Raw genomic sequence first — 19,266 nt, forward strand, 5'->3', positions numbered from 1 at the left:
CACTACCTCATCACATATCCTACACCAAAAACTGTTTCAATGAAGGATCCGTCCACTATCTAAATTTAATTTTGCCCTTAACCTTCTAACATGAATATCTACAGTTCTAATTTCACCACAATAATCTATACCCCAAACCTTATCTAAAATTTCCTCTCTTGTAAAAACTCTATTTCTATTTTTAATAAAAAATACTAACAAATCATATTCTTTAGGTTTTAATTTAATTTCTTTTCCATCCTTAATTACCATCCTATTTTCTAATTTAATTTTTATACTACCATTTAAATTTATGAAATCATTATAATTGTCCAAGTTTCTATATTTGTCAACTCTTCTTAAAGCTATCTTCACTCTTACTAACACTTCTTTTATATGAAATGGTTTTGTTATATAATCATCTGCACCTAGTTCTAAACCAAGTACTTTATCAGTAATATCATTTCTAGCAGTAAGTATAATAATTGGTATTTTATAATTAGCATTAATAAATTTACACAGTTCAAATCCACTTTCATCCGGCAAATTTATATCAAGTAATACTAAATTAGGTTTAAACTCCTGAAGAAACTCCCTGGCTTCCTTTGATGAAAAAGCACTTTTAACTTTATATTCCTCTCCCTTTAATGCAAAAGTTAATATATCATTTATTGAAAATTCATCTTCAATTACAACTATTTTAAAATCCAATAATATCCCTCCGTAAAATATTTTCCATATTTTATGTTATATACACAATTGTATCACTTCTATTTTTATTTTGCTTTCATATTTTTATCTTATTTCAAACTAGATTAATACTTTAGATAATCAAGTGATTCTTAGACTCAGGTGGAATTTGCCTGTGAGTAATACCTCTTACCAGAGCAAGCTCAAATGATTTAGACATTTCTTAGAAGAACTTATCCAGGCGCGTAGCAGCACTTATCCCCCAGTTAAGTAGAGAGCCAAAATCTATGATTTTGTGTCAATCACTTACCCATTCGACAATAGGAGAAAGAGTTTCATACAAAGAAAGCAAGGAAATTAACAATAGCAGCGATCGGATAAAATTTATTTCATAATACTTATATAAAAACTTTTATATTCATTAAATTACTGCAAATAAAAAAGTCCTACATTTAGTTCACCTATATGTAGAACTTTTTATAATCATATTTTTTGTTCTTAGATTAATAAGCTTTTGATATTATGCTTCTATTTTCAATTTAGACATTTCCTTATAATAAATAATTTCTTTCTCTTCCTCTTTAGTAATTGAGCCATCAACAATTAAAATATTATCTATGTCAACCATTTTAAAACACTTTGTATGTTTATTATAAGCATCACATACTTTAAGTCCTAATGTTTTATTTTTTTTATCTCCTGTTTTAATAAAAAATAGTGTCTCTCCTTGTTCATTGGAAACATCCTCAAATTTATTAAAATCTTCCTTAGTAATTAGTGACTGAACAAGACCTTTTCTCAATCCTTTATTAACAATTGCTATAGTATCTTGATGTTTGATAAGATACTCTGAAATAAAATCTACTATTTCTTTTTTTGAATTGAATATTTGTGGATTAAACATTACCAATCACTCCTCTTATAAAATATATTTAAAATTCCTCACATTTCATTAATGTTGATTTTCTTTGATGTGTATTTTCCATCAACTTAGTAATCTTTATGTACTAAAGTTTTACTTGTTAAAATTATAGTTCCATTATACAAATATGTCAATACATATTTATGCATTTTTTTGAATAAATATTTAATTATTTTACAAACGTTTATTTCAAAGAGCTTGTATTTTATCTATACTACAACTTAAAATTTGTAAAAATCACTTACTATAAAAAAATAAATATTGATTTTCATACATAATATATTCATTATTATGTATTCATATTTAGCCAAAAGTCTTTACATTGAAAAAATACATAAAATTGTGATAAAATGATTTTTAAACTTAGTATTATTTTAATATATTCCAGCAAAATGTGAGATAATAGATTGAGGTGACTAAAATGTTACAAAGTTACATTAAGCAAATATTAAGTTTATATAATTATATTGATGCAATAGTAATGGTGGATACTAATGGAATAATACGATATTCAGATAATTTTAGAACAGACATTTACAATTTATATTCTGAAGAGATTATAGGGAAATATATTTGTGACATATATCCACAATTAAATGAACATAATAGTAGCTTACTAAAAGTTTTAAAAAGCGGTAAAGCAATTCTTAATGAAACTCAACATCTTGTAAATTATAAACAAATTGAAATAGATGCTGTAAACTCTACCTTTTCATTGAAATCTGGAAATAAAATAATTGGTGCTGTTGAGATTTCTGCATATATTGACCCTGAAAAACAAAGAAAAAATATAACCCTACAATTTAAAAAAAGAAATGATGATAAAAGTGATTATTACAATATTGATGACATAATTACAAATGCACCTAACATGATTGATATAAAGAAAAAAATATTAAAAATATCAAAATCTAATTCACCAATTTTAATTTATGGGGATACAGGTACTGGTAAAGAAATGATAGCTCAGTCCATTCATAAGAATAGTACTAGATCTTCTAAGCCTTTTATATCTCAAAACTGTGCAGCTATTCCATCAACACTTCTTGAAAGTATTTTATTTGGAACATTAAAAGGTAGTTATACAGGAGCTGAAAATAGAAAGGGGTTATTTGAAAGTGCTGATGGTGGTACACTTTTTCTTGATGAAATAAATTCAATGGAAATATCTATGCAGGCAAAACTTTTAAAAGCCATTGAAAATCAGGAAATACGAAGAATTGGTTCTACAGAAAGCATAAAAGTAAATGTTAGAATAATTTCAGCAGTAAATAAACCTCCATTAGAATCTATTATTGAAAATAAACTCAGAGAAGATCTTTTTTATAGAATTGGAGTAATTCAAATAAACTTACCCAATTTGAAGGACAGAAAAAATGATATTGAATTTTTATCAGAACATTTTATAAGGGAATATAATAAAAAAATGAAAAAATCTATTATAGGTCTTGATGAATCTGTTAAAAAAATATTTAAGAATTATAATTGGCCTGGAAACATAAGAGAATTAAAGAACGTTATAGAATCTTGTTTTAACTTAACCTATGATAATATTATAAAAGTAGATGATTTACCTGATTACATGTTTTCTATAAAAAGAGATACTCTCAATATCCCTGACATTATAACTTCTGAAAAATCTCTAACAGAACTTATTGAAAACTATGAAAAAGATATAATTGAATATGCTATGAAAAACTCTCATAATATAACAGAAGCAGCAAAAATTCTTAAAATATCTAGACAAGCTCTTAATTATAAACTATCAAAATATAATATGAAAAAGTAAAGCGAAAAATTTTTTGCTTTTAGCAAAAAATTTTTCACTTCTTTAAAAAGAAATTACTATATTTTAAGCTTTTTTATATTGGCATAAATTTTGCTTTTGATATAATTAGTAAATTAGAAGGAGATGATCATTATGATAAAAAATGTAATAGTAAGAAAACCAAGTAAAAATTTTGCAGATGGAATAACTGCTTCAAACCTAGGTAAACCTAATTATGAGAAAGCATTAGAACAACATACACAATACATTGAAGCATTAAAAAAATGTGGTTGCAATGTTACTATACTTGATGCTGATGAAAGATATCCAGATTCAACATTTGTAGAAGATGTAGCAATTGTAACTGAAAAATGTGCTATAATCACTAAACCAGGTGCACAATCAAGAAAAGGAGAAGAAAAAGAAATCATTGATGTACTTAAAAAGTTCTATAACAACATAGAATTTTTATCTGGTAATGCATGCTTAGATGGTGGAGATATATTAAGATTTGAAAATCATTTTTATATAGGCCAATCAAAAAGAACAAATGCAGAAGGTGCAAAACAGTTTACAAAAATATTAAATAAATATGGCTATACAACTTCAACAGTACCTGTTAAAAAAATACTACATCTTAAAACAGGCATAGTTTATTTAAAAGAAAGTACATTTATTGGAACCGGTGAATTTATCGATAATGATACTTTTAAAGACTTTACAGTTATAGATGTAGATAGTAAAGAAGCATATTCAGCAAACTGCATATTGATAAATGATAATGTTATAATTCCAAAAAACTTTCCAAATTCAAAAAAGGCTTTAATAAATGCAGGTTATAAAACTATTGAAGTCGAAATGTCTGAGTTTGAAAAAATGGATGGTGGCCTTACATGTCTTTCACTAAGAATACCTGTAGATAATTCTAAGTAAAAAAATAGATGTGGCATACTTTACATCCTGTGTTATATAAAAGTCATCATCCGACTAATATAAATACACTTTAGGTAATAAGTATGCCAAACTATTAATATTATATTTCTCAACTATTTAAGGTACTAATAGTAACGAATTATATATTACTCCACTATTTAATGTAAAAATATTTGATCACATTTCCTATTTAATTTTTTGCTTTTCTATACTTTTACCTACTTTATGAGAAAATGCCAATTTCAATAAAACAGGAGTTATAATTGTAGTTAATATTACAACAATTAAAGTTGGAAGAAATACTTTTTCTGAGATTATTCCCTTCTGTAGACCTATATTAGCAGTGATTATAGCTACTTCACCTCTTGAAATCATACCAGTTCCAATTTGAACAGCCTCACTCTTACTCATCTTAAGAAATCTTGCAGCAGCACCACATCCTACTACTTTTCCAATTACTGCTACGATAAACATCACTAAAGTTATAAAAAGCACTTCCATATTTAATCCCTTTAAATTTGCTTCTATTCCAACACTTGCAAAGAATATGAGAGATAAAAATCCAGATGAAATTGCTTTAACATTTCTCTCCAAATATTCCTTATGAGAAATTGATGAAAACATAAGTCCACATATATATGCACCAGTAATAGCTGCAATACCTAAACTTTCAGCAATATATGCTATGAATATAGCAAAGGCTATAGAAAACGTAAGAAATTCTCTACCAGGTTTTACATAACTTATAAATTTATTTATATATTTAGGTAAATATATCACTCCAATTATAGAAAATAAACAAAATAAAACTATTTTTATAAACACATATATAATTGATAATGTTCCTAACACTCCAGCACTTGAACCAGAAGTTTGTGCTACTGCAAGAACTATAGATATAAGTATAAGCCCCAAAATATCATCTATTACAGCTGCTCCAAGAATATTTATGCCTGCCCTTGTATTAAGCTTTCCAAGTTCTTTAAGAGTTTCTACAGTAATACTTACACTGGTAGCTGTTAAAATAACTCCTACAAATACATTTTCCCAAAAATTATTAAAAAACATATATGCACTTAGAGTTCCAAATACAAGTGGAAGTACTATGCCTGCCACTGCTATTATAAATGAAGACAATCCTGCTTTTTTAAATTCTTCTACATTAGTTTCAAGTCCTGCAAGAAACATAAGCATAATCACTCCAAGATTTGAGAGCAACTTAATATTATCATCATACTGAACAATATTTAATACTACTGGGCCAAGTATTACACCAGCAATCAATGCCCCTAAAACTTCAGGCATTTTTAATTTTCTACTTATTATACCTCCTATTTTTGTAAATATAAGAATTAATACTATACTCAATAATGTTTTTTCCATGTTTACCTCCTTAAATAACAAAAAAAAGTGAAAAGTCCCCCATAAAGGACTTTCCACCCCAAAAGTCAAATTCTCTTGAAATCAAATAAAAATTTGTTCAACCGAAAATAAACAGCTAATACTTAGCTATAAATATACAATTTTAATAATAAGCATTATATCATATTTAAAAATGTTTTGCAATTTTTTATTATAATGTCCTAAACTAGTCATAATTAAATTGTATATAATTTTTTATGCTGTTATCATATAATTATAAATATATATTACTTTTACATTGCAATAATATTCACAAATAATTTATTTAATATACTTTTAAACTTATATTTAATTTAATAGCATCAACATATATAAATATGAATACATTAGTAATATATACATATTGACATAAATATGTTATAATGATATGGTTATATACACAGGGTCATGAAAATAGAATATTCGTACCGCTGAATCAATTTGAACGGGAGAACCAATTTTTGGGGTGAATCTTGCCAATATTAGCAAGTAGGGTTATTCTTCAACCCGAATCCGTCAGCTAATCTCGTAAGCGTTGGAGAGAAGTTTTGGTATACAGAATAGTATATTTTGCGTGCCAATAAATAGCAATGCTTTATAAGCTGCAGATACTTCTCTGCAGCTTTATTATTTTTTTGAGTAATTAAGATGGAGGTTTTATGACAAATGTTTTTTAATTCATATTGTCTAATGCCCAAAAAAGCAATGTTATATTTAAAGGGGGATCATTATAATGAATACAAGCAGCTATAAATTAGACGATAATTATTGCATCAAAATTTATCAATATAAAGTATATGTTGACTATTCTAATAGCTGTGCAAAAATAGTTAACTTTCACCATATATCAGTTCAAAATATAAATAGAATTGTACACTTTGCTGCTAAAGAAAACTTAGGAAAAGTTGTTTGCAACTGTGATGCTAATTCTTTTGAAAACTTTGTTAACGCTAAGTTTCATCTAGAAGGCAAAATAGATGGCTATTTTCAAGGTGAAGATGCATTTTGTATGTCTTATTTTATAAGAAGTAATAGAAAGCTTCATAAGGGTTTAAATAAGGAAAATCTATTCCTAGTGGAAAGTTTAAATGCTGGAAATAGTTTTGTATATAACAATAATTTCAAATATCAAATAAGAGATGCAAAGGAAAGTGATGCAAAAGAAATAGCCGAATTATTTTCCAATACATTTTTTACATCTCCTTCTCTTGTTTATGATGAAGATTATTTAAAGAAAACTATGAATAAAAAAACTTTATACAAGGTTGCTGTTGACAATGGAAAAATAATTGCTGTAGCTTCAGCAGATTTGGACAACGCAAACTTAAATGCTGAAATAACTAACTGTGCAACCTATCCAAAATATAGATGCAAAGGTATATTATCAAATATTATATATTCTTTAGAGTCAGACCTTAAAAGTATGGGATTTATTTGTTTGTATAGTTTAGCTAGATCAATAAGTCCTGGTATTAATCTAGTTCTAAGCAAACATGGTTATAAATTTAGAGGTAGATTAATAAATAATTGTAATATATGTGGCAGCTTTGAAGATGTGAATATTTGGGTGAAAAATATCAATAATGACTCAATTAATACACTTTCATTGTAATAAATATTATTTACTTTTTAATAAATCTTTAATGTTGTACAATTAAAGCAGTCCTATATAGTAGATCTACTAAAAACTAATGATAAGTTTTCAGTAGATCTTTTAATTTCACCTTGAATTTTAGTTTTAAATTATTTACTCATAAAAATTATATTTCATTCCTATTTCAAAAATCATATTTGTAATTATTTTAAATCAAATTTTTATGTGTATCTGTACTCTTCCTTCTGTGCTTCTTTCAGCTTCTTGGAAAATTTTTAATGTACTTTCTGCATAATCTCCTAAAAGCTTTTTACTCATTTCAAAATCTATCCATTCAATTACAACTGGTAATTCTATATCTGTAGTTAAGCAGTCCCAAAGAGCATCTAAATTTTCTCCATAATACTCTGGAAACCCTAATTCCTTTTTTAGAACGTTATGTAAAACTTTCTTATCTATAAGTGTACTTCCTTCTAATATCACTTTATTCAAACTTTTCACCTCATTAAATCTAAATTATTTTCCATTATATAAGCACTTGAAGGTTTTATAATGATCCGAGGTTGAATAAATTAATCCATCGTTGGAATAAAGTATCCTATCTGCTCCTCTATGTCCTCCATTATAATTTATATCACACTCACGCCAAACTCGTTTTGGAGCATCTGGCAAAGACTTTTCTGCATTGGTAAAAATATCTCCTCCTATACTTTTACCAGGCGCTACTTTATCCAGATCTTTTCCTGGATTCCACCCAAGTTTTGTTGCCTGTGACTTAGTTATAAAATTATCAGGAAGATGCCCATTTTTATGAATATAATCAGCAACCCCTTGAAAATCATTAATTACTTTCTTGTTTTTGATATTTTCTGTCTTTACATTTTCAATTTTTGTGCTTTGTTTTTCTTTTGTAACATTTTTATTGGTTGATACACAGCCTATTAAGTTTATACTAATAAATAAAAAAAGAAAAACAGAACAAATTTTTTGCATAAAATTATTTTTCATATCATTCATACCTTTCTATTCATTATAATTCTATATTTTAATAGAAATAATTACTATTTTATTATCTCAAATATAATAAAAAAAGCAATACAAACCCAAAACAAAGACTATGCATATAAGAAAGTTTGTCTTTCTTAATATACACAGCCTTCATTTTTAAGCATTCCTTTAAAAAACTATGCAGATGATTTATCTAATACTTTTTCAATAAATATGCTTATAAGCTTCGGATCAAATTGGATACCTGCATTTACTTTTAATTCTTTTATAGCAACTTCTTCTGGTAGAGCACTTCTATAACTTCTTTCACTTATCATGGCATCATAAGAATCTGCTATGGTTATAATTCTTGATTGAAGCGGTATTTCCTCTCCCTTTAATCCCTTTGGATATCCTCTTCCATCCCATCTTTCATGATGAGCTAGTACATATTCAGCCATTTCTCCCATATCATTTACTGTATTAAGTATTCTATATCCTATTTCAGGATGCTTTTCTATTTGTTGTCTTTCTTCAACTGTTAATCTTCCTGGTTTGTTCAATATATTTTCCTCTATAGCTATTTTACCTATATCATGAAGCAATCCAACAGTTTTAAGTTCTTTAATTTCATCTTCAGGCAAACCAAGGACTTTCCCCATATTCTCACATAAAGTAGAAACCCTATGAGAATGCTGTTCCTCTCTTTTATTTTTCTCATGAAGAGTAGTAATTATAGCACTTACAGTTTTTCCTCTCATACTTGGACTATCAAAAAGCTTTTTTTTGTACATATAATCTTCAGCTCTCTTTAAAATTTCTGATATATCTATACTCATATCTTTCTTGATTTCATAGCCAAAGGAAATAGATATATCAACAGCACCTATTTTTTCATTTGAGGCCATACTTTTAATACGTTTAAGAACTTGTTCCGTTCCATGCTCACCTGTATTAGACATCAAAATTACAAACTCATCTCCTCCAAGTCTGGCAATAACATCACTAGATCTACAACCATTAGTTAAGACCTTAGAAACTTTTTTAAGTAATTCATCCCCTACACCATGTCCTAAAGAATCATTTACAAGCTTTAGTCCATTAACATCTGCCATAATGATAGTTAATGGTAAGTTTTCTTCTTTATCTAATCTTTTCAATTCCTGTTCAAAAAACCTTCTATTATAAAGACCAGTTAATTGATCATGATAACTTAAATATTCCAACTTAAGCTCCATTTGCTTTCTGTCATTGATATCTCTCCACAAGGAATGAAAAACTTCTTTTCCATTAAGAAAAACAGTTGTTAACATTACCTCTACTGGTAATAAAGTTCCATCAACTCTTTTGTACCACCATTCAAATTTACACTTTCCATTTTCTATAGTGCTTTTTCGCATTTTAAAAGTTTTTTCCCTAGAATTTTCTCCATCAGGCTGCTTTTCTGGATAAAATTCAGTTGGAGATTTACCAACTATAAATTTTTTTGATTCATATCCTAAAGCTTTAACCATAGCTATATTACAATCTAATATTTTATCATCTGAAATTATAATTATTGCATCTGATGAATTTTCAAAAAGGTTTCTAAAGGTATTTTCACTTGCCTTAACAGCCTCTTCTGCCTTTTTTCTTTCACTAATATCTGTAACAATTACTGCTAGCTGCATTTTTTGCGGCCTATATACTATTATTTCGTAGTATTTGTCCACATCCTGTAAATAACTTTCATAACATACAGGTTCTCCTGTTTTTACAACCTGTTGAAATTTTTTAATTGAATTCTTTTTTATATTAGGAAATATTTCGCAAATGTGTTTTCCTAACATCTCTTTATTTTTTAGTCCTATTAATTTTTCATGACTCTTATTTGCTTGCAAAAATCTGTAATTTATAATTTCTTCTTCTTCATCTGTAGCTGCTTCATAAATTGCTAACCCTTGCTGCATTTCATCTACAAGAGCTTTATACTTTTCTTCACTTATTTTTAATTCCAATTCATTGTGTTTTTCAATAGTTACATTTCTTGATATGACTATTACTTCTTTTTCGTTATTTTTCACAATTCTAAACTCAAAGAAATATTCCTTGTTAGGCATTTCCATCTTGTATTCAATCTTTTCCATGCCTCCATCCTTAAGTACAGATTTAATTTTTTCATAAGCTATTTTTGCTATTTCACGAGGAAGAACTTCCGAAATGTTTTTTCCTACAAAATCTTCCTTTGGTATTAATGCAATTTTTTCATAATCTGCTATACAATCTGTAAAATATCCATTGCCGTCAACAATAAATAAAGAATCCGGCATTGCTTTAATAATAGCTTTATTTTTTTCTTCACTTTTACTTAATTTCTTTTCACTTTCTATAAGTTGATCATATTGAGCTGTTAGTTCCTCTTGAAATGCAGTTAATTGTTGTATATAAGCTTCAAGTTCCTCATTAGCTGTTGATAATTTCCTATAACTTTCATTAAGTTTATTTTCTGTTAAATAAACCTTTTTCAAAAGCGTAGTTATTAATAAATAAATAATAATTGTACTCACAATAACATGCAGCCAACCTTTTGACATATTTATAATTAATAGCATCTCCTTATCTTTAACAATTTCACATACAATTTTATCTGAAAAATAAATCCATAAAAATCCTATAACCAAATATATTAAGCATATTTTAAGACATTCATACTTATATTTGTCACTATTTTTTAAAATTGAGTAGATTTTTTCTCTTAGCCATTGAAACATACTACACCTCCATTTACATTATGTTAAATTAGATTCTGCTCAACTTATTTACAATTCAATATTCATAATTTTATCATAAAAACATATACTTATGTATTTTTCAACAAATAAATTATTATAATCCAATCTTTCAACACAAATATCTTATATGTATATTTTATATTAATTCTGATAAAATTCAACAAGAATTGTTTTATTATTATGGATATTCATCTTATAGCTTTTATTACTTCATTTATGCAAAACTTTATACACAAAAATAGACGTGCTAAAAAACACGTCTATTTTCTATTCAAATATTCATTTAATTGTTCTCTAGTAGGTAATCCATCCCTATCCCCAGAACTCATTACAGCTAATGAACCTATGGCATTTCCCCTTCTTAAAGCTTCTTTTATTGTAAGCTTTTCAAGTAATGCACTTATAATGCCTACTGCAAAACCATCACCTGCTCCAACTGTATCAACAACCTTCTCAACTTTAAAGCCAGCCACAAAACCATCATCTTTATTTGTTTTATAATAAGCTCCTTCCTTTCCGGTTTTTATAACAACTAATTTTACACCTTTATCAATATAATAATCTGCTATATCACATACTTTTTCATATCCAGTAAGCAATCTTCCTTCAGAGATTCCAGGCAGTACTACATCGGCTTTAAATGCAATCTTATTAATAACCTCAATCATCTCTTTTTTACTTTTCCAAAGACTAAGTCTTAAATTTGGATCAAATGATATGGATTTTCCCAACTTTCTCATACTATCCATAACATATGATGCAAATTCCAATGTTGATTTAGAAAGTGCTGCAGATATACCAGTTACGTGCATATGCTTTGAGTTTAGGAAATAATCCTCATCATAATCTTCAATAGATATGGTACTTGCAGCAGAAAACTTTCTATAATACTGAACGTCAGGATCTTCTTGTAAAGTCTTAGATTTTAAAAGAATTCCAGTTGAATTGGACTCAATCATCTTTATATTAGATACATCAATATTTTCTTTCTTCAAGCATTGTATTATATATTTTCCAAATACATCATTGCCAACCTTACTCATCATTCCAACTTTAAATCCTAATCTTGCAAGACCAGTAGCTACATTAGCTTCAGCTCCTGCTATATTCCTAGAAAACTTATTTACTTTTATCAAATCTCCTTCTTCATTGGCTATGAACATTCCCATTATTTCTCCAAATGTAACAACATCTTTAATAATAATTCTCACCTCTATTCTAAAATATTATTCAGGGAACAGTACCTATAATAATCCATTTATTCAGAATAGATTAAAATATAGTTCGTCCCTGAATAATTTCAATTAAAACTCATACTATACAAATTAAATTTCAACTTATAAAATAGCTTTGTCACAAACAGCGAAAATAACTAAAGTCTAAAATTTACTTTATTTACTTCTTATCTCATTTACTCTATCAACATATTTTCTTGCATTCATTGTAACTGCTGCATAATCTTTATTTTTTGCAGCAGCAGTTAAACTTCCACCTGTTCCCACTGCAACTGCTCCATTTTCAAACCATTTATCCATATTTTCAAGATTAACTCCACCAGTAGGCATAATATTTGCCTGAGGTAATGGCGCTTTTACTGCTTTAATAAATTCAGGTTTGTACATACTTCCTGGAAACAATTTAACTATATCAGCACCCATTTCCAAAGCATTTTTTATTTCAGTAACTGTCATACATCCAGGCATATATGAAACTTGATATAAATTACAAATCTTAGCTGCATCTTCACTAAAAGTAGGGCTTACAACAAATTGTGCTCCTGACATAATAGCCAAACGTGCAGTACATTCATCCAAAACAGTTCCAGCTCCTATAAGAGTATTTTTATGATTTTTGACCAATTCTTTAATAACCTTATCTGCATCTGGAACTGTATAAGTTACTTCTATGCAATTTATTCCTCCATCTATACATGCTTTAGATGTATTTAGTGCCTCTTCAAAGCTATTTCCTCTAATAACAGCCACCAATCCATATTCAAACACCTTAGATACAACTTCATGTCTTTTCACAAAATCACTCCTATTCTTACTTAAAACTCTAATTCAAATTAAACTCCTTTTCTAGGATACTTGATGAGATTGTTCTAGTTCTTTTCGCTTATTTCGTTTGTAAATAAATGTTGTTAAAATAGGCGTTAAAATAGATGTTACAATTATAGAAGCAGCTACTTGTAAAGTTGCAACAGGTGATACAGCTGCATAACTGTGATCTGACATTGCAACAGCAGCTGGAGTAGCAGCAGCATTTCCTGCTGTAGTTGATGCAGCTGCACCGGCAACTCCTGAACCACCAGTTAATACATCAGCTAAGATACAAGCAATTCCAGTAAATACTACTGTAAGGATACCTAATAAAAGTCCTGATCCACCAGCATGAACTAAATTTTTCAAGTTAATACCATCACCTAATGCAAATCCCAAGAATGGAATAATTACTTCCTGATGTTTACTACAAAAATCACGTACTTCTTTATCTACATTACCTAGTACTGCTCCAACAATTATAGGAACTAAAACAGCAACCATAGCCATGTATGGAATTTTAGCTAATCCAGTACCTGATAATACTAACATAGTAAGGAAAGGTCCAGTTTCAACACTTTGTACTACTGTTGTTGCACAATCTTCTTCAGTACCCATTTCAGTAGTTAAAGCTAGGAACATACCACCATTTGTATCATTCATAGCAGCCAAAACAGCTAATGTAGATAATCCTAATAAACTTCCATTAAAGAATTTTGCAATAGCTAATCCAATTAGTGATGCAATACCAACCTTTGCAAACATAATTGAAAAACCTTTTTTTAATATTTTAGGAGCACCTCTTAAAGTAAGTTTTGTTCCTACACAAAACATATTGGCTGCACAGAGAGTTGCAAATCCTTTATTTCCTAACGCTTCTGTGAATCCTCCTATACCGATTACCTGAGGTATAAATGTATTTATAATTGCACCTATGATAAGAGGAACAACTATCATTCCACCAGGTACCTTTCTAACATTCTGTAAAATTTTCATATGTAATCTCCTCCATAAATAATATTATATTGGATATATTTACTTATAAGACAATTTCAATAGATGATATCATATCCACTTAAAATTAATCGTTTTCTATAGTACTATTTTCTTGTGGTATTGTTTTTATGAATAAACAATACCACAAAAATTATAACCAGCAAATTCATTTTAATAATTAAGTTTTAAAATTATAGAGTCACTCCCGTTTTAAAAATAGATATTTCTTTAAATTCATTTTTTTCATTATTTACCAATTCTCCACTAGCAACTCTGATTATATAGTCTACAAATAATTCTAATTGGTCTTCTAATTCTTTCTCTAATAAATTTCCAGCATTAAAATCTATCCATTTCGGCTTTCTAGTATAAAGCTCAGTATTTGTGGAAACTTTTACAGTAGGGACAAAACTTCCAAACGGAGTTCCACGTCCTGTAGTGAAAAGAACCATTTGACACCCTGAAGCTGCCAAAGCTGTAGATGCTACTAAATCATTACCTGGCGCACTTAATAAATTTAATCCGCTGCTCTTTGCTCTTTCTCCATACTTTAACACATCAACTACAGGTGCAGTTCCACCTTTTTGTATACATCCTAATGATTTATCTTCAAGAGTAGTAATTCCACCCTTTTTATTGCCTGGAGATGGATTTTCATATATAGGTTGATCATACTTTAAAAAGTATTGTTTAAAATCATTAATTAAGTTTACATTTTTTTTAAAGATTTTTTCATCTATGCAGCGATTCATAAGTATAGTTTCAGCACCAAACATTTCAGGCACTTCAGTTAAAACAGTGGTACCACTTTGAGCTATCAGAAAATCTGAAAATGCTCCTAATAGTGGATTTGATGTAATTCCTGAAAGTCCATCGCTTCCACCACATTTTAAACCAATTTTTAGTTTGGATATAGATACTAATTCTCTTTTATCCTTTTGCATATTTGCATATAATTCTTTTAATAGCTTTACACCTTCATAAACTTCATCTATAACTTCCTGGGCCTGCAAAAATTTCACTCTTTTTTTATCATATTCACCAAGCTTTTTAGCAAATACTTCTATATTATTATTTTCACAACCTAATCCTAATACTAAAACTCCTCCTGCATTTGGATGCTTTATTATATCAGATAAAATAGTTTGAGTATTGGAATGATCATCACCTAATTGTGAACATCCATAATTATGCTTAAAAATTTGAATATCATCCAAATTTTCAGGATTAATTTCTGCAATAAATTCTTTAATTATTTTGTCACCTATTCCATTGACACAACCTACAGTAGGAATAATCCACAATTCATTACGAATTCCCACATTTCCATCTTTTCTCTTATATCCACTGAAGGTAAACTCTTTTTTTAATGAATTCAAACTATTACTAATTGGAGAATATTTATAATCTAAAATGCCCTCCAAATTAGTTTTTATATTATGAGTGTGTACCCATTCTCCTTCAACGATATCTTTTATAGCATGTCCTATGTTATAACCATATTTGACTACATTTTCATCTTTATTTATATTTTTGATAGCTACTTTATGACCTCTATTCACATCTTCCTTTAGAACAATTTTTCTTTCATCAATTTTTAAAACATAGGATTTTTTTAAGTCTTTTAAAAGAACTACAACATTATCTTCTTCATTGATTCTAATGAAATCCTTCATTACATTACCTCTTTTAAAGCTTCTTTCATGCCTAATTTCTGTATTTGAATTAAATAATAACTAACCTTTTCAGAAAGTCCTTCTACATCATTTAAATTCATTTTCCATATACTTTTGTTTGCTAGAACTTCTTTAACTATGATTTTTATATTACTATCTGTGCCATCATATTGCTTCCAAAGTTTATCATACATTGTTAATACATCTTCATTGTCTGAAAGCTGAATTTTATTTCCGTTAATTTCACCTTTGTATAGACATATAAGAGCAGCTAAAGAAAATACTAATTTTTTAGGTAATTTATTAAATCTTTTATTATACTCCAACAAAGAAGGTAAAACACGAGTTTCATATTTAGAATTTGAATTTAATGCAATACTCATTAAATAATGCTTCATAAATGGATTTTTAAAACGATCTAGTACATCATTAGCAAATTCTTTTAACTCTTCTTCTGGCAAATTTAATGTTGGAATAATTTCATCAAAAACAGTTTCCATTACAAACTTACCCATTACATCATCTTCTACAGTTTCTCTTACTGTTTCAAATCCATAAATTAAGGATACAGGTACCATACTTGTATGAGCTCCATTCAATATTCTAACTTTTCTCTCTCTATATGGTGTTAAATCCTTTGTAAATGCTACATTTAATCCACACTTATCCAATGGTAATTCTTCTTTTACCTTTTCAGGCGCTTGTATTACCCATAAGTGGAATTGTTCAGCTTCTACTACTAAAGAATCTTCATATCCTAATTCTTTAGTTATTTGTTCCATTTTATCTTTAGGACATCCTGGAACTATCCTATCTACCAAAGTATCACAGAATATGTTATCCTCCATTATCCAATTTTTAAAGCCATCTTCTAAATTCCAAAGCTTAGCATATTGAAGAATAATTTCACGAAGCTTTTGTCCATTTTTTTCTATGAGCTCACATGGTAAAAGTATAAGTCCTTTTTTCTTATCACCATTAAAGAATTTATATCTTTCATATAAAAGAGCTGTTAACTTACCAGGATAGCTATTTGGTACTTCTGTTAAAGTATCATTCTCATCAAAGAAAATTCCAGCTTCTGTAGTATTAGAAACTACAAAACGTAATTCTTCACCTCTGGCAATACTCAGATATTCATCATAATTCTCATATGGATTAATTCCTCTACTTACACTTTCTATAACTGTATGTTCGCTTACTGCTTTTCCTTCTTTAATTCCATTTAAATAAACAGTATATAATCCATCTTGCTCATTAATTGTTTTTACTTTTACTTTTCCCTTACCTCTTGGCTGTACAATTACAACACTTGATTCAAAGTTAGCTTCTTTATTTAATTTATCTATCATCCAATCTACAAAAGATCTTAAAAACACACCTTCTCCAAATTGAATAATTCTTTCTGGATATTTTACAATTGGATGTACACTCTTATTAAGTCTCACGTTAATCTTCCTCTCTTAATAAAATATAAAAGTTATAAACTTGTCTACCTAATTCTGTTAGTCAAACTTAACCATAACTTTTAAGTGTGAACCATCGTTGTGTGTTAAAGTTTTAAATGCATCTATAGAATTGTCAAATGTAAATTCGTTAGTTACCATATCATCAACTTTAACCTTTCCTGATGAAATTAGATCTATTAAAGGAACAAAATCATTTAAACTATTTCTTGAACCATATACATCTAGTTCTTTTTTTAACAATATAGATTGATTAAATGTAGTTTCTGTTTTTCCATTTCCAATTAGTATAATTTTTGAACCAAAAGCGGCTAAATCTATACATTTAAGGAAAGTCTCTGCTCTTCCAACGGCCTCAACACAAACATCCATTCCTTTAGAATTAGTAATTTCCTTTACTCTTTTATCCAAATCTTCTGTTTTTGAATTAATTACACCATCTGCTCCCATTTCTAACGCTTTCTTTAATCTTCCTTCAAGCATATCTGTTACATAAACTTTTGCTCCTCTTTGTTTTGCAGAAAGCATTGCAAACATTCCAATAGCTCCTGATCCTATAACTAATACATTATCACCTTTTTGTACATTACCACGGTTTATAGCATGGTAACCTATTGAAAATGGTTCAACTAATGCTAATGTTTTTGCTGAAAGTCCTTTTCCATCATATATTTTCTCTATAGGCATAGCAACATATTCTTGGAAAGAACCATCTCTTTGTACTCCCATAGTTTCATTGGATTCACAACAATTTACCTTTCCTCTTTCACAAGAATAACAATGACCGCAATTAAAGTAAGGGTTAGCTGTCACAATCATACCTTTCTTTAATCCATATGTATTCTCATCAATTTCTACAATTTCAGCACTAAATTCATGCCCTGGAACTCTTGGATAACTTGCAAAAGGTTGATTACCTGTGAAAGTTGCTACATCTGATCCACATATCCCACAATATTTTATTTTTAAAAGAGCTTCTCCTTTCTTTATAGAAGGAATAGGTTTTTTAGTAATTTCTATTTCTCCTGCTTTACTAACCTCAACTACTTTCATTTCTTTCATAATACACATATCCTTTCTTTAAATAATATAAATTAATATCTAAAGCTGCTGAATAATTGACATTAAATAACCTAGCCTAAAAAGCATATAACCATTTATTATTTGATGAAAATACTTATCACTGTAGCAATATATTTGAAATCATTTACATAAAATTCATTAAATACATTGTTAAAAAATTTACAATAATTCTTTTAATCTCATCTATTTAGTGTTATAATTATTTTAGGCCATCCTTTGTTATATTTTTTTGTGTTTTGGCGAACGCATACTACAAAGCGATGGTTTTTTATGTAATTTTAATCAACAACCTGATGTCAAATAATTTTTAATGCTGCATGTTTTGAATTTTCAATGTGCTGCATTAAGTATTTTTCAATTTTATCTTTATCTTTATCTAATATACTGTTTATGATATTTAAGTGTTCCATTTTATTTCGTTTTCTCTCTTCTTTAAATCTTGTAGTAAGAACTCTAATTCGATAATCCTTATCATAGATTTTATTCATAAATTCAATTAGATAATTATTTCCTGTTGTTTCTACAATAGTCTTGTGAAACTCTAAGTCTAAATGAAAAAAATCCCTATCTGTAATGTAATTTCCTCCTTCATCCATTTGTTCAAACTTTTCTTTAAAATACAATAATCTTTCTGTTGGAATGTTATCACAAATTACTTTCGCCATCTGAATTTCTATAATCTGACGTATTTCAAAAATATCATGAATATCTTTGAATGTAATTTGGGCTACAAATATTCCTTTTCGTGGAAAAATATCCACCAGCCCTTCCTGTTCAAGCTTCATTAAAGCTTCTCGAATAGGTGTACGGCTAGTTTTCAATTGTTCCATAAGATCATCCTCTGAAATGTCTGATCCTGGTTTCATTTCGCAATTAATTATTTTCTCTTTTATAAATTCGTAAGCTTTATATTTAAGAGTTAATTCTTGCTTTTTACTGCTTGACATTCTTCATTCCT

Annotated in this window: 15 protein-coding genes, 1 pseudogene, 1 riboswitch and 1 other annotated feature; of the genes and pseudogenes, 3 read left to right on the forward strand and 13 right to left on the reverse strand. The window is 28.3% G+C overall.

The window, feature by feature from the left end:
* Positions 1–2: 2 nt before the first annotated feature.
* A pseudogene (locus Q6H37_RS21175) lies at positions 3–690 on the reverse strand (response regulator transcription factor).
* A 499-nt stretch (positions 691–1,189) separates the two neighbouring features.
* Positions 1,190–1,573: a hypothetical protein gene (locus Q6H37_RS21180; RefSeq protein ID WP_318736312.1), complete on the reverse strand. Its 384-nt coding sequence runs from the start codon at positions 1,571–1,573 to the stop codon at positions 1,190–1,192.
* Positions 1,574–2,012: 439 nt separating this feature from the next.
* On the opposite strand from Q6H37_RS21180, the gene Q6H37_RS21185 reads away from it, so the two are divergent.
* Positions 2,013–3,380 (forward strand): sigma-54 interaction domain-containing protein, encoded by a 1,368-nt coding sequence (locus Q6H37_RS21185; protein ID WP_318736314.1) that lies wholly within the window; start codon positions 2,013–2,015, stop codon positions 3,378–3,380.
* A 132-nt stretch (positions 3,381–3,512) separates the two neighbouring features.
* Positions 3,513–4,292, forward strand: coding sequence for a dimethylarginine dimethylaminohydrolase family protein (locus Q6H37_RS21190; protein WP_318736316.1), 780 nt, complete (start codon positions 3,513–3,515; stop codon positions 4,290–4,292).
* 186 nt (positions 4,293–4,478) lie between these two features.
* On the opposite strand, the gene Q6H37_RS21195 is transcribed toward Q6H37_RS21190, so the two are convergent.
* Positions 4,479–5,675, reverse strand: coding sequence for a cation:proton antiporter (locus Q6H37_RS21195; protein ID WP_318736319.1), 1,197 nt, complete (start codon positions 5,673–5,675; stop codon positions 4,479–4,481).
* Positions 5,676–5,722: 47 nt separating this feature from the next.
* Positions 5,723–5,778: a sequence feature (sodium ion sensor (DUF1646 type); this cis-regulatory element may regulate processes involved in with the transportation of sodium ions), on the reverse strand.
* Between the two features lie 334 nt (positions 5,779–6,112).
* Positions 6,113–6,243, forward strand: a riboswitch (cyclic di-AMP (ydaO/yuaA leader).
* Between the two features lie 183 nt (positions 6,244–6,426).
* On the opposite strand from Q6H37_RS21195, the gene ablB reads away from it, so the two are divergent.
* Positions 6,427–7,305: a putative beta-lysine N-acetyltransferase gene (gene ablB / locus Q6H37_RS21200; RefSeq protein ID WP_318736320.1), complete on the forward strand. Its 879-nt coding sequence runs from the start codon at positions 6,427–6,429 to the stop codon at positions 7,303–7,305.
* 195 nt (positions 7,306–7,500) lie between these two features.
* Here ablB and Q6H37_RS21205 read toward each other — a convergent pair whose 3' ends face one another.
* The 10 genes from Q6H37_RS21205 to Q6H37_RS21250 all read right to left on the reverse strand — a co-directional run bounded on the left by Q6H37_RS21205 (position 7,501) and on the right by Q6H37_RS21250 (position 19,255).
* Positions 7,501–7,779, reverse strand: a complete 279-nt coding sequence (locus tag Q6H37_RS21205; RefSeq protein ID WP_318736321.1) for a barstar family protein — start codon at positions 7,777–7,779, stop codon at positions 7,501–7,503.
* 24 nt (positions 7,780–7,803) lie between these two features.
* Positions 7,804–8,295 (reverse strand): ribonuclease domain-containing protein, encoded by a 492-nt coding sequence (locus Q6H37_RS21210; protein ID WP_318736323.1) that lies wholly within the window; start codon positions 8,293–8,295, stop codon positions 7,804–7,806.
* A 176-nt stretch (positions 8,296–8,471) separates the two neighbouring features.
* A complete protein-coding gene (locus tag Q6H37_RS21215; RefSeq protein WP_318736325.1) occupies positions 8,472–11,024 on the reverse strand; it encodes an HD domain-containing phosphohydrolase in 2,553 nt (850 codons plus the stop codon).
* 281 nt (positions 11,025–11,305) lie between these two features.
* Positions 11,306–12,256: a sugar kinase gene (locus Q6H37_RS21220; protein WP_318736328.1), complete on the reverse strand. Its 951-nt coding sequence runs from the start codon at positions 12,254–12,256 to the stop codon at positions 11,306–11,308.
* Positions 12,257–12,436: 180 nt separating this feature from the next.
* Complete coding sequence (locus tag Q6H37_RS21225) at positions 12,437–13,075, reverse strand: bifunctional 2-keto-4-hydroxyglutarate aldolase/2-keto-3-deoxy-6-phosphogluconate aldolase (protein WP_318736331.1); 639 nt, start codon at positions 13,073–13,075, stop codon at positions 12,437–12,439.
* A 51-nt stretch (positions 13,076–13,126) separates the two neighbouring features.
* Positions 13,127–14,083 carry a 2-keto-3-deoxygluconate permease gene (locus Q6H37_RS21230; protein ID WP_318736333.1) on the reverse strand — a complete coding sequence of 319 codons (957 nt, stop codon included), beginning with the start codon at positions 14,081–14,083 and terminating at the stop codon, positions 13,127–13,129.
* Between the two features lie 191 nt (positions 14,084–14,274).
* On the reverse strand, positions 14,275–15,759 hold the full coding sequence (locus Q6H37_RS21235) for an altronate dehydratase family protein (protein ID WP_318736336.1): 1,485 nt from the start codon (positions 15,757–15,759) through the stop codon (positions 14,275–14,277).
* Complete coding sequence (locus Q6H37_RS21240) at positions 15,759–17,207, reverse strand: tagaturonate reductase (RefSeq protein ID WP_318736339.1); 1,449 nt, start codon at positions 17,205–17,207, stop codon at positions 15,759–15,761. The genes Q6H37_RS21235 and Q6H37_RS21240 overlap by 1 nt, the downstream gene beginning before the upstream one ends.
* A gap of 57 nt (positions 17,208–17,264) precedes the next feature.
* On the reverse strand, positions 17,265–18,287 hold the full coding sequence (locus Q6H37_RS21245) for a zinc-binding alcohol dehydrogenase family protein (protein ID WP_412523880.1): 1,023 nt from the start codon (positions 18,285–18,287) through the stop codon (positions 17,265–17,267).
* A gap of 317 nt (positions 18,288–18,604) precedes the next feature.
* Positions 18,605–19,255 carry a GntR family transcriptional regulator gene (locus Q6H37_RS21250; protein ID WP_318736341.1) on the reverse strand — a complete coding sequence of 217 codons (651 nt, stop codon included), beginning with the start codon at positions 19,253–19,255 and terminating at the stop codon, positions 18,605–18,607.
* Between the last annotated feature and the right edge of the window lie 11 nt (positions 19,256–19,266).

Origin of the sequence: Clostridium sp. JS66 (assembly GCF_033561535.1) — a bacterium.
In the GTDB taxonomy this organism is placed as follows: domain Bacteria; phylum Bacillota; class Clostridia; order Clostridiales; family Clostridiaceae; genus Clostridium_AM; species Clostridium_AM carboxidivorans.

What these genes read in the sequence shown, in the direction of transcription:
- Q6H37_RS21245 (WP_412523880.1), bottom strand. Translation starts at nt 18,287, where the DNA reads ATGAAAGAAATGAAAGTAGTTGAGGTTAGTAAAGCAGGAGAAATAGAA.
- Q6H37_RS21185 (WP_318736314.1), top strand. Translation starts at nt 2,013, where the DNA reads ATGTTACAAAGTTACATTAAGCAAATATTAAGTTTATATAATTATATT.
- Q6H37_RS21235 (WP_318736336.1), bottom strand. Translation starts at nt 15,759, where the DNA reads ATGAAGGATTTCATTAGAATCAATGAAGAAGATAATGTTGTAGTTCTT.
- Q6H37_RS21190 (WP_318736316.1), top strand. Translation starts at nt 3,513, where the DNA reads ATGATAAAAAATGTAATAGTAAGAAAACCAAGTAAAAATTTTGCAGAT.
- Q6H37_RS21230 (WP_318736333.1), bottom strand. Translation starts at nt 14,083, where the DNA reads ATGAAAATTTTACAGAATGTTAGAAAGGTACCTGGTGGAATGATAGTT.
- Q6H37_RS21180 (WP_318736312.1), bottom strand. Translation starts at nt 1,573, where the DNA reads ATGTTTAATCCACAAATATTCAATTCAAAAAAAGAAATAGTAGATTTT.
- Q6H37_RS21250 (WP_318736341.1), bottom strand. Translation starts at nt 19,255, where the DNA reads ATGTCAAGCAGTAAAAAGCAAGAATTAACTCTTAAATATAAAGCTTAC.
- ablB (WP_318736320.1), top strand. Translation starts at nt 6,427, where the DNA reads ATGAATACAAGCAGCTATAAATTAGACGATAATTATTGCATCAAAATT.
- Q6H37_RS21210 (WP_318736323.1), bottom strand. Translation starts at nt 8,295, where the DNA reads ATGAAAAATAATTTTATGCAAAAAATTTGTTCTGTTTTTCTTTTTTTA.
- Q6H37_RS21215 (WP_318736325.1), bottom strand. Translation starts at nt 11,024, where the DNA reads ATGTTTCAATGGCTAAGAGAAAAAATCTACTCAATTTTAAAAAATAGT.
- Q6H37_RS21195 (WP_318736319.1), bottom strand. Translation starts at nt 5,675, where the DNA reads ATGGAAAAAACATTATTGAGTATAGTATTAATTCTTATATTTACAAAA.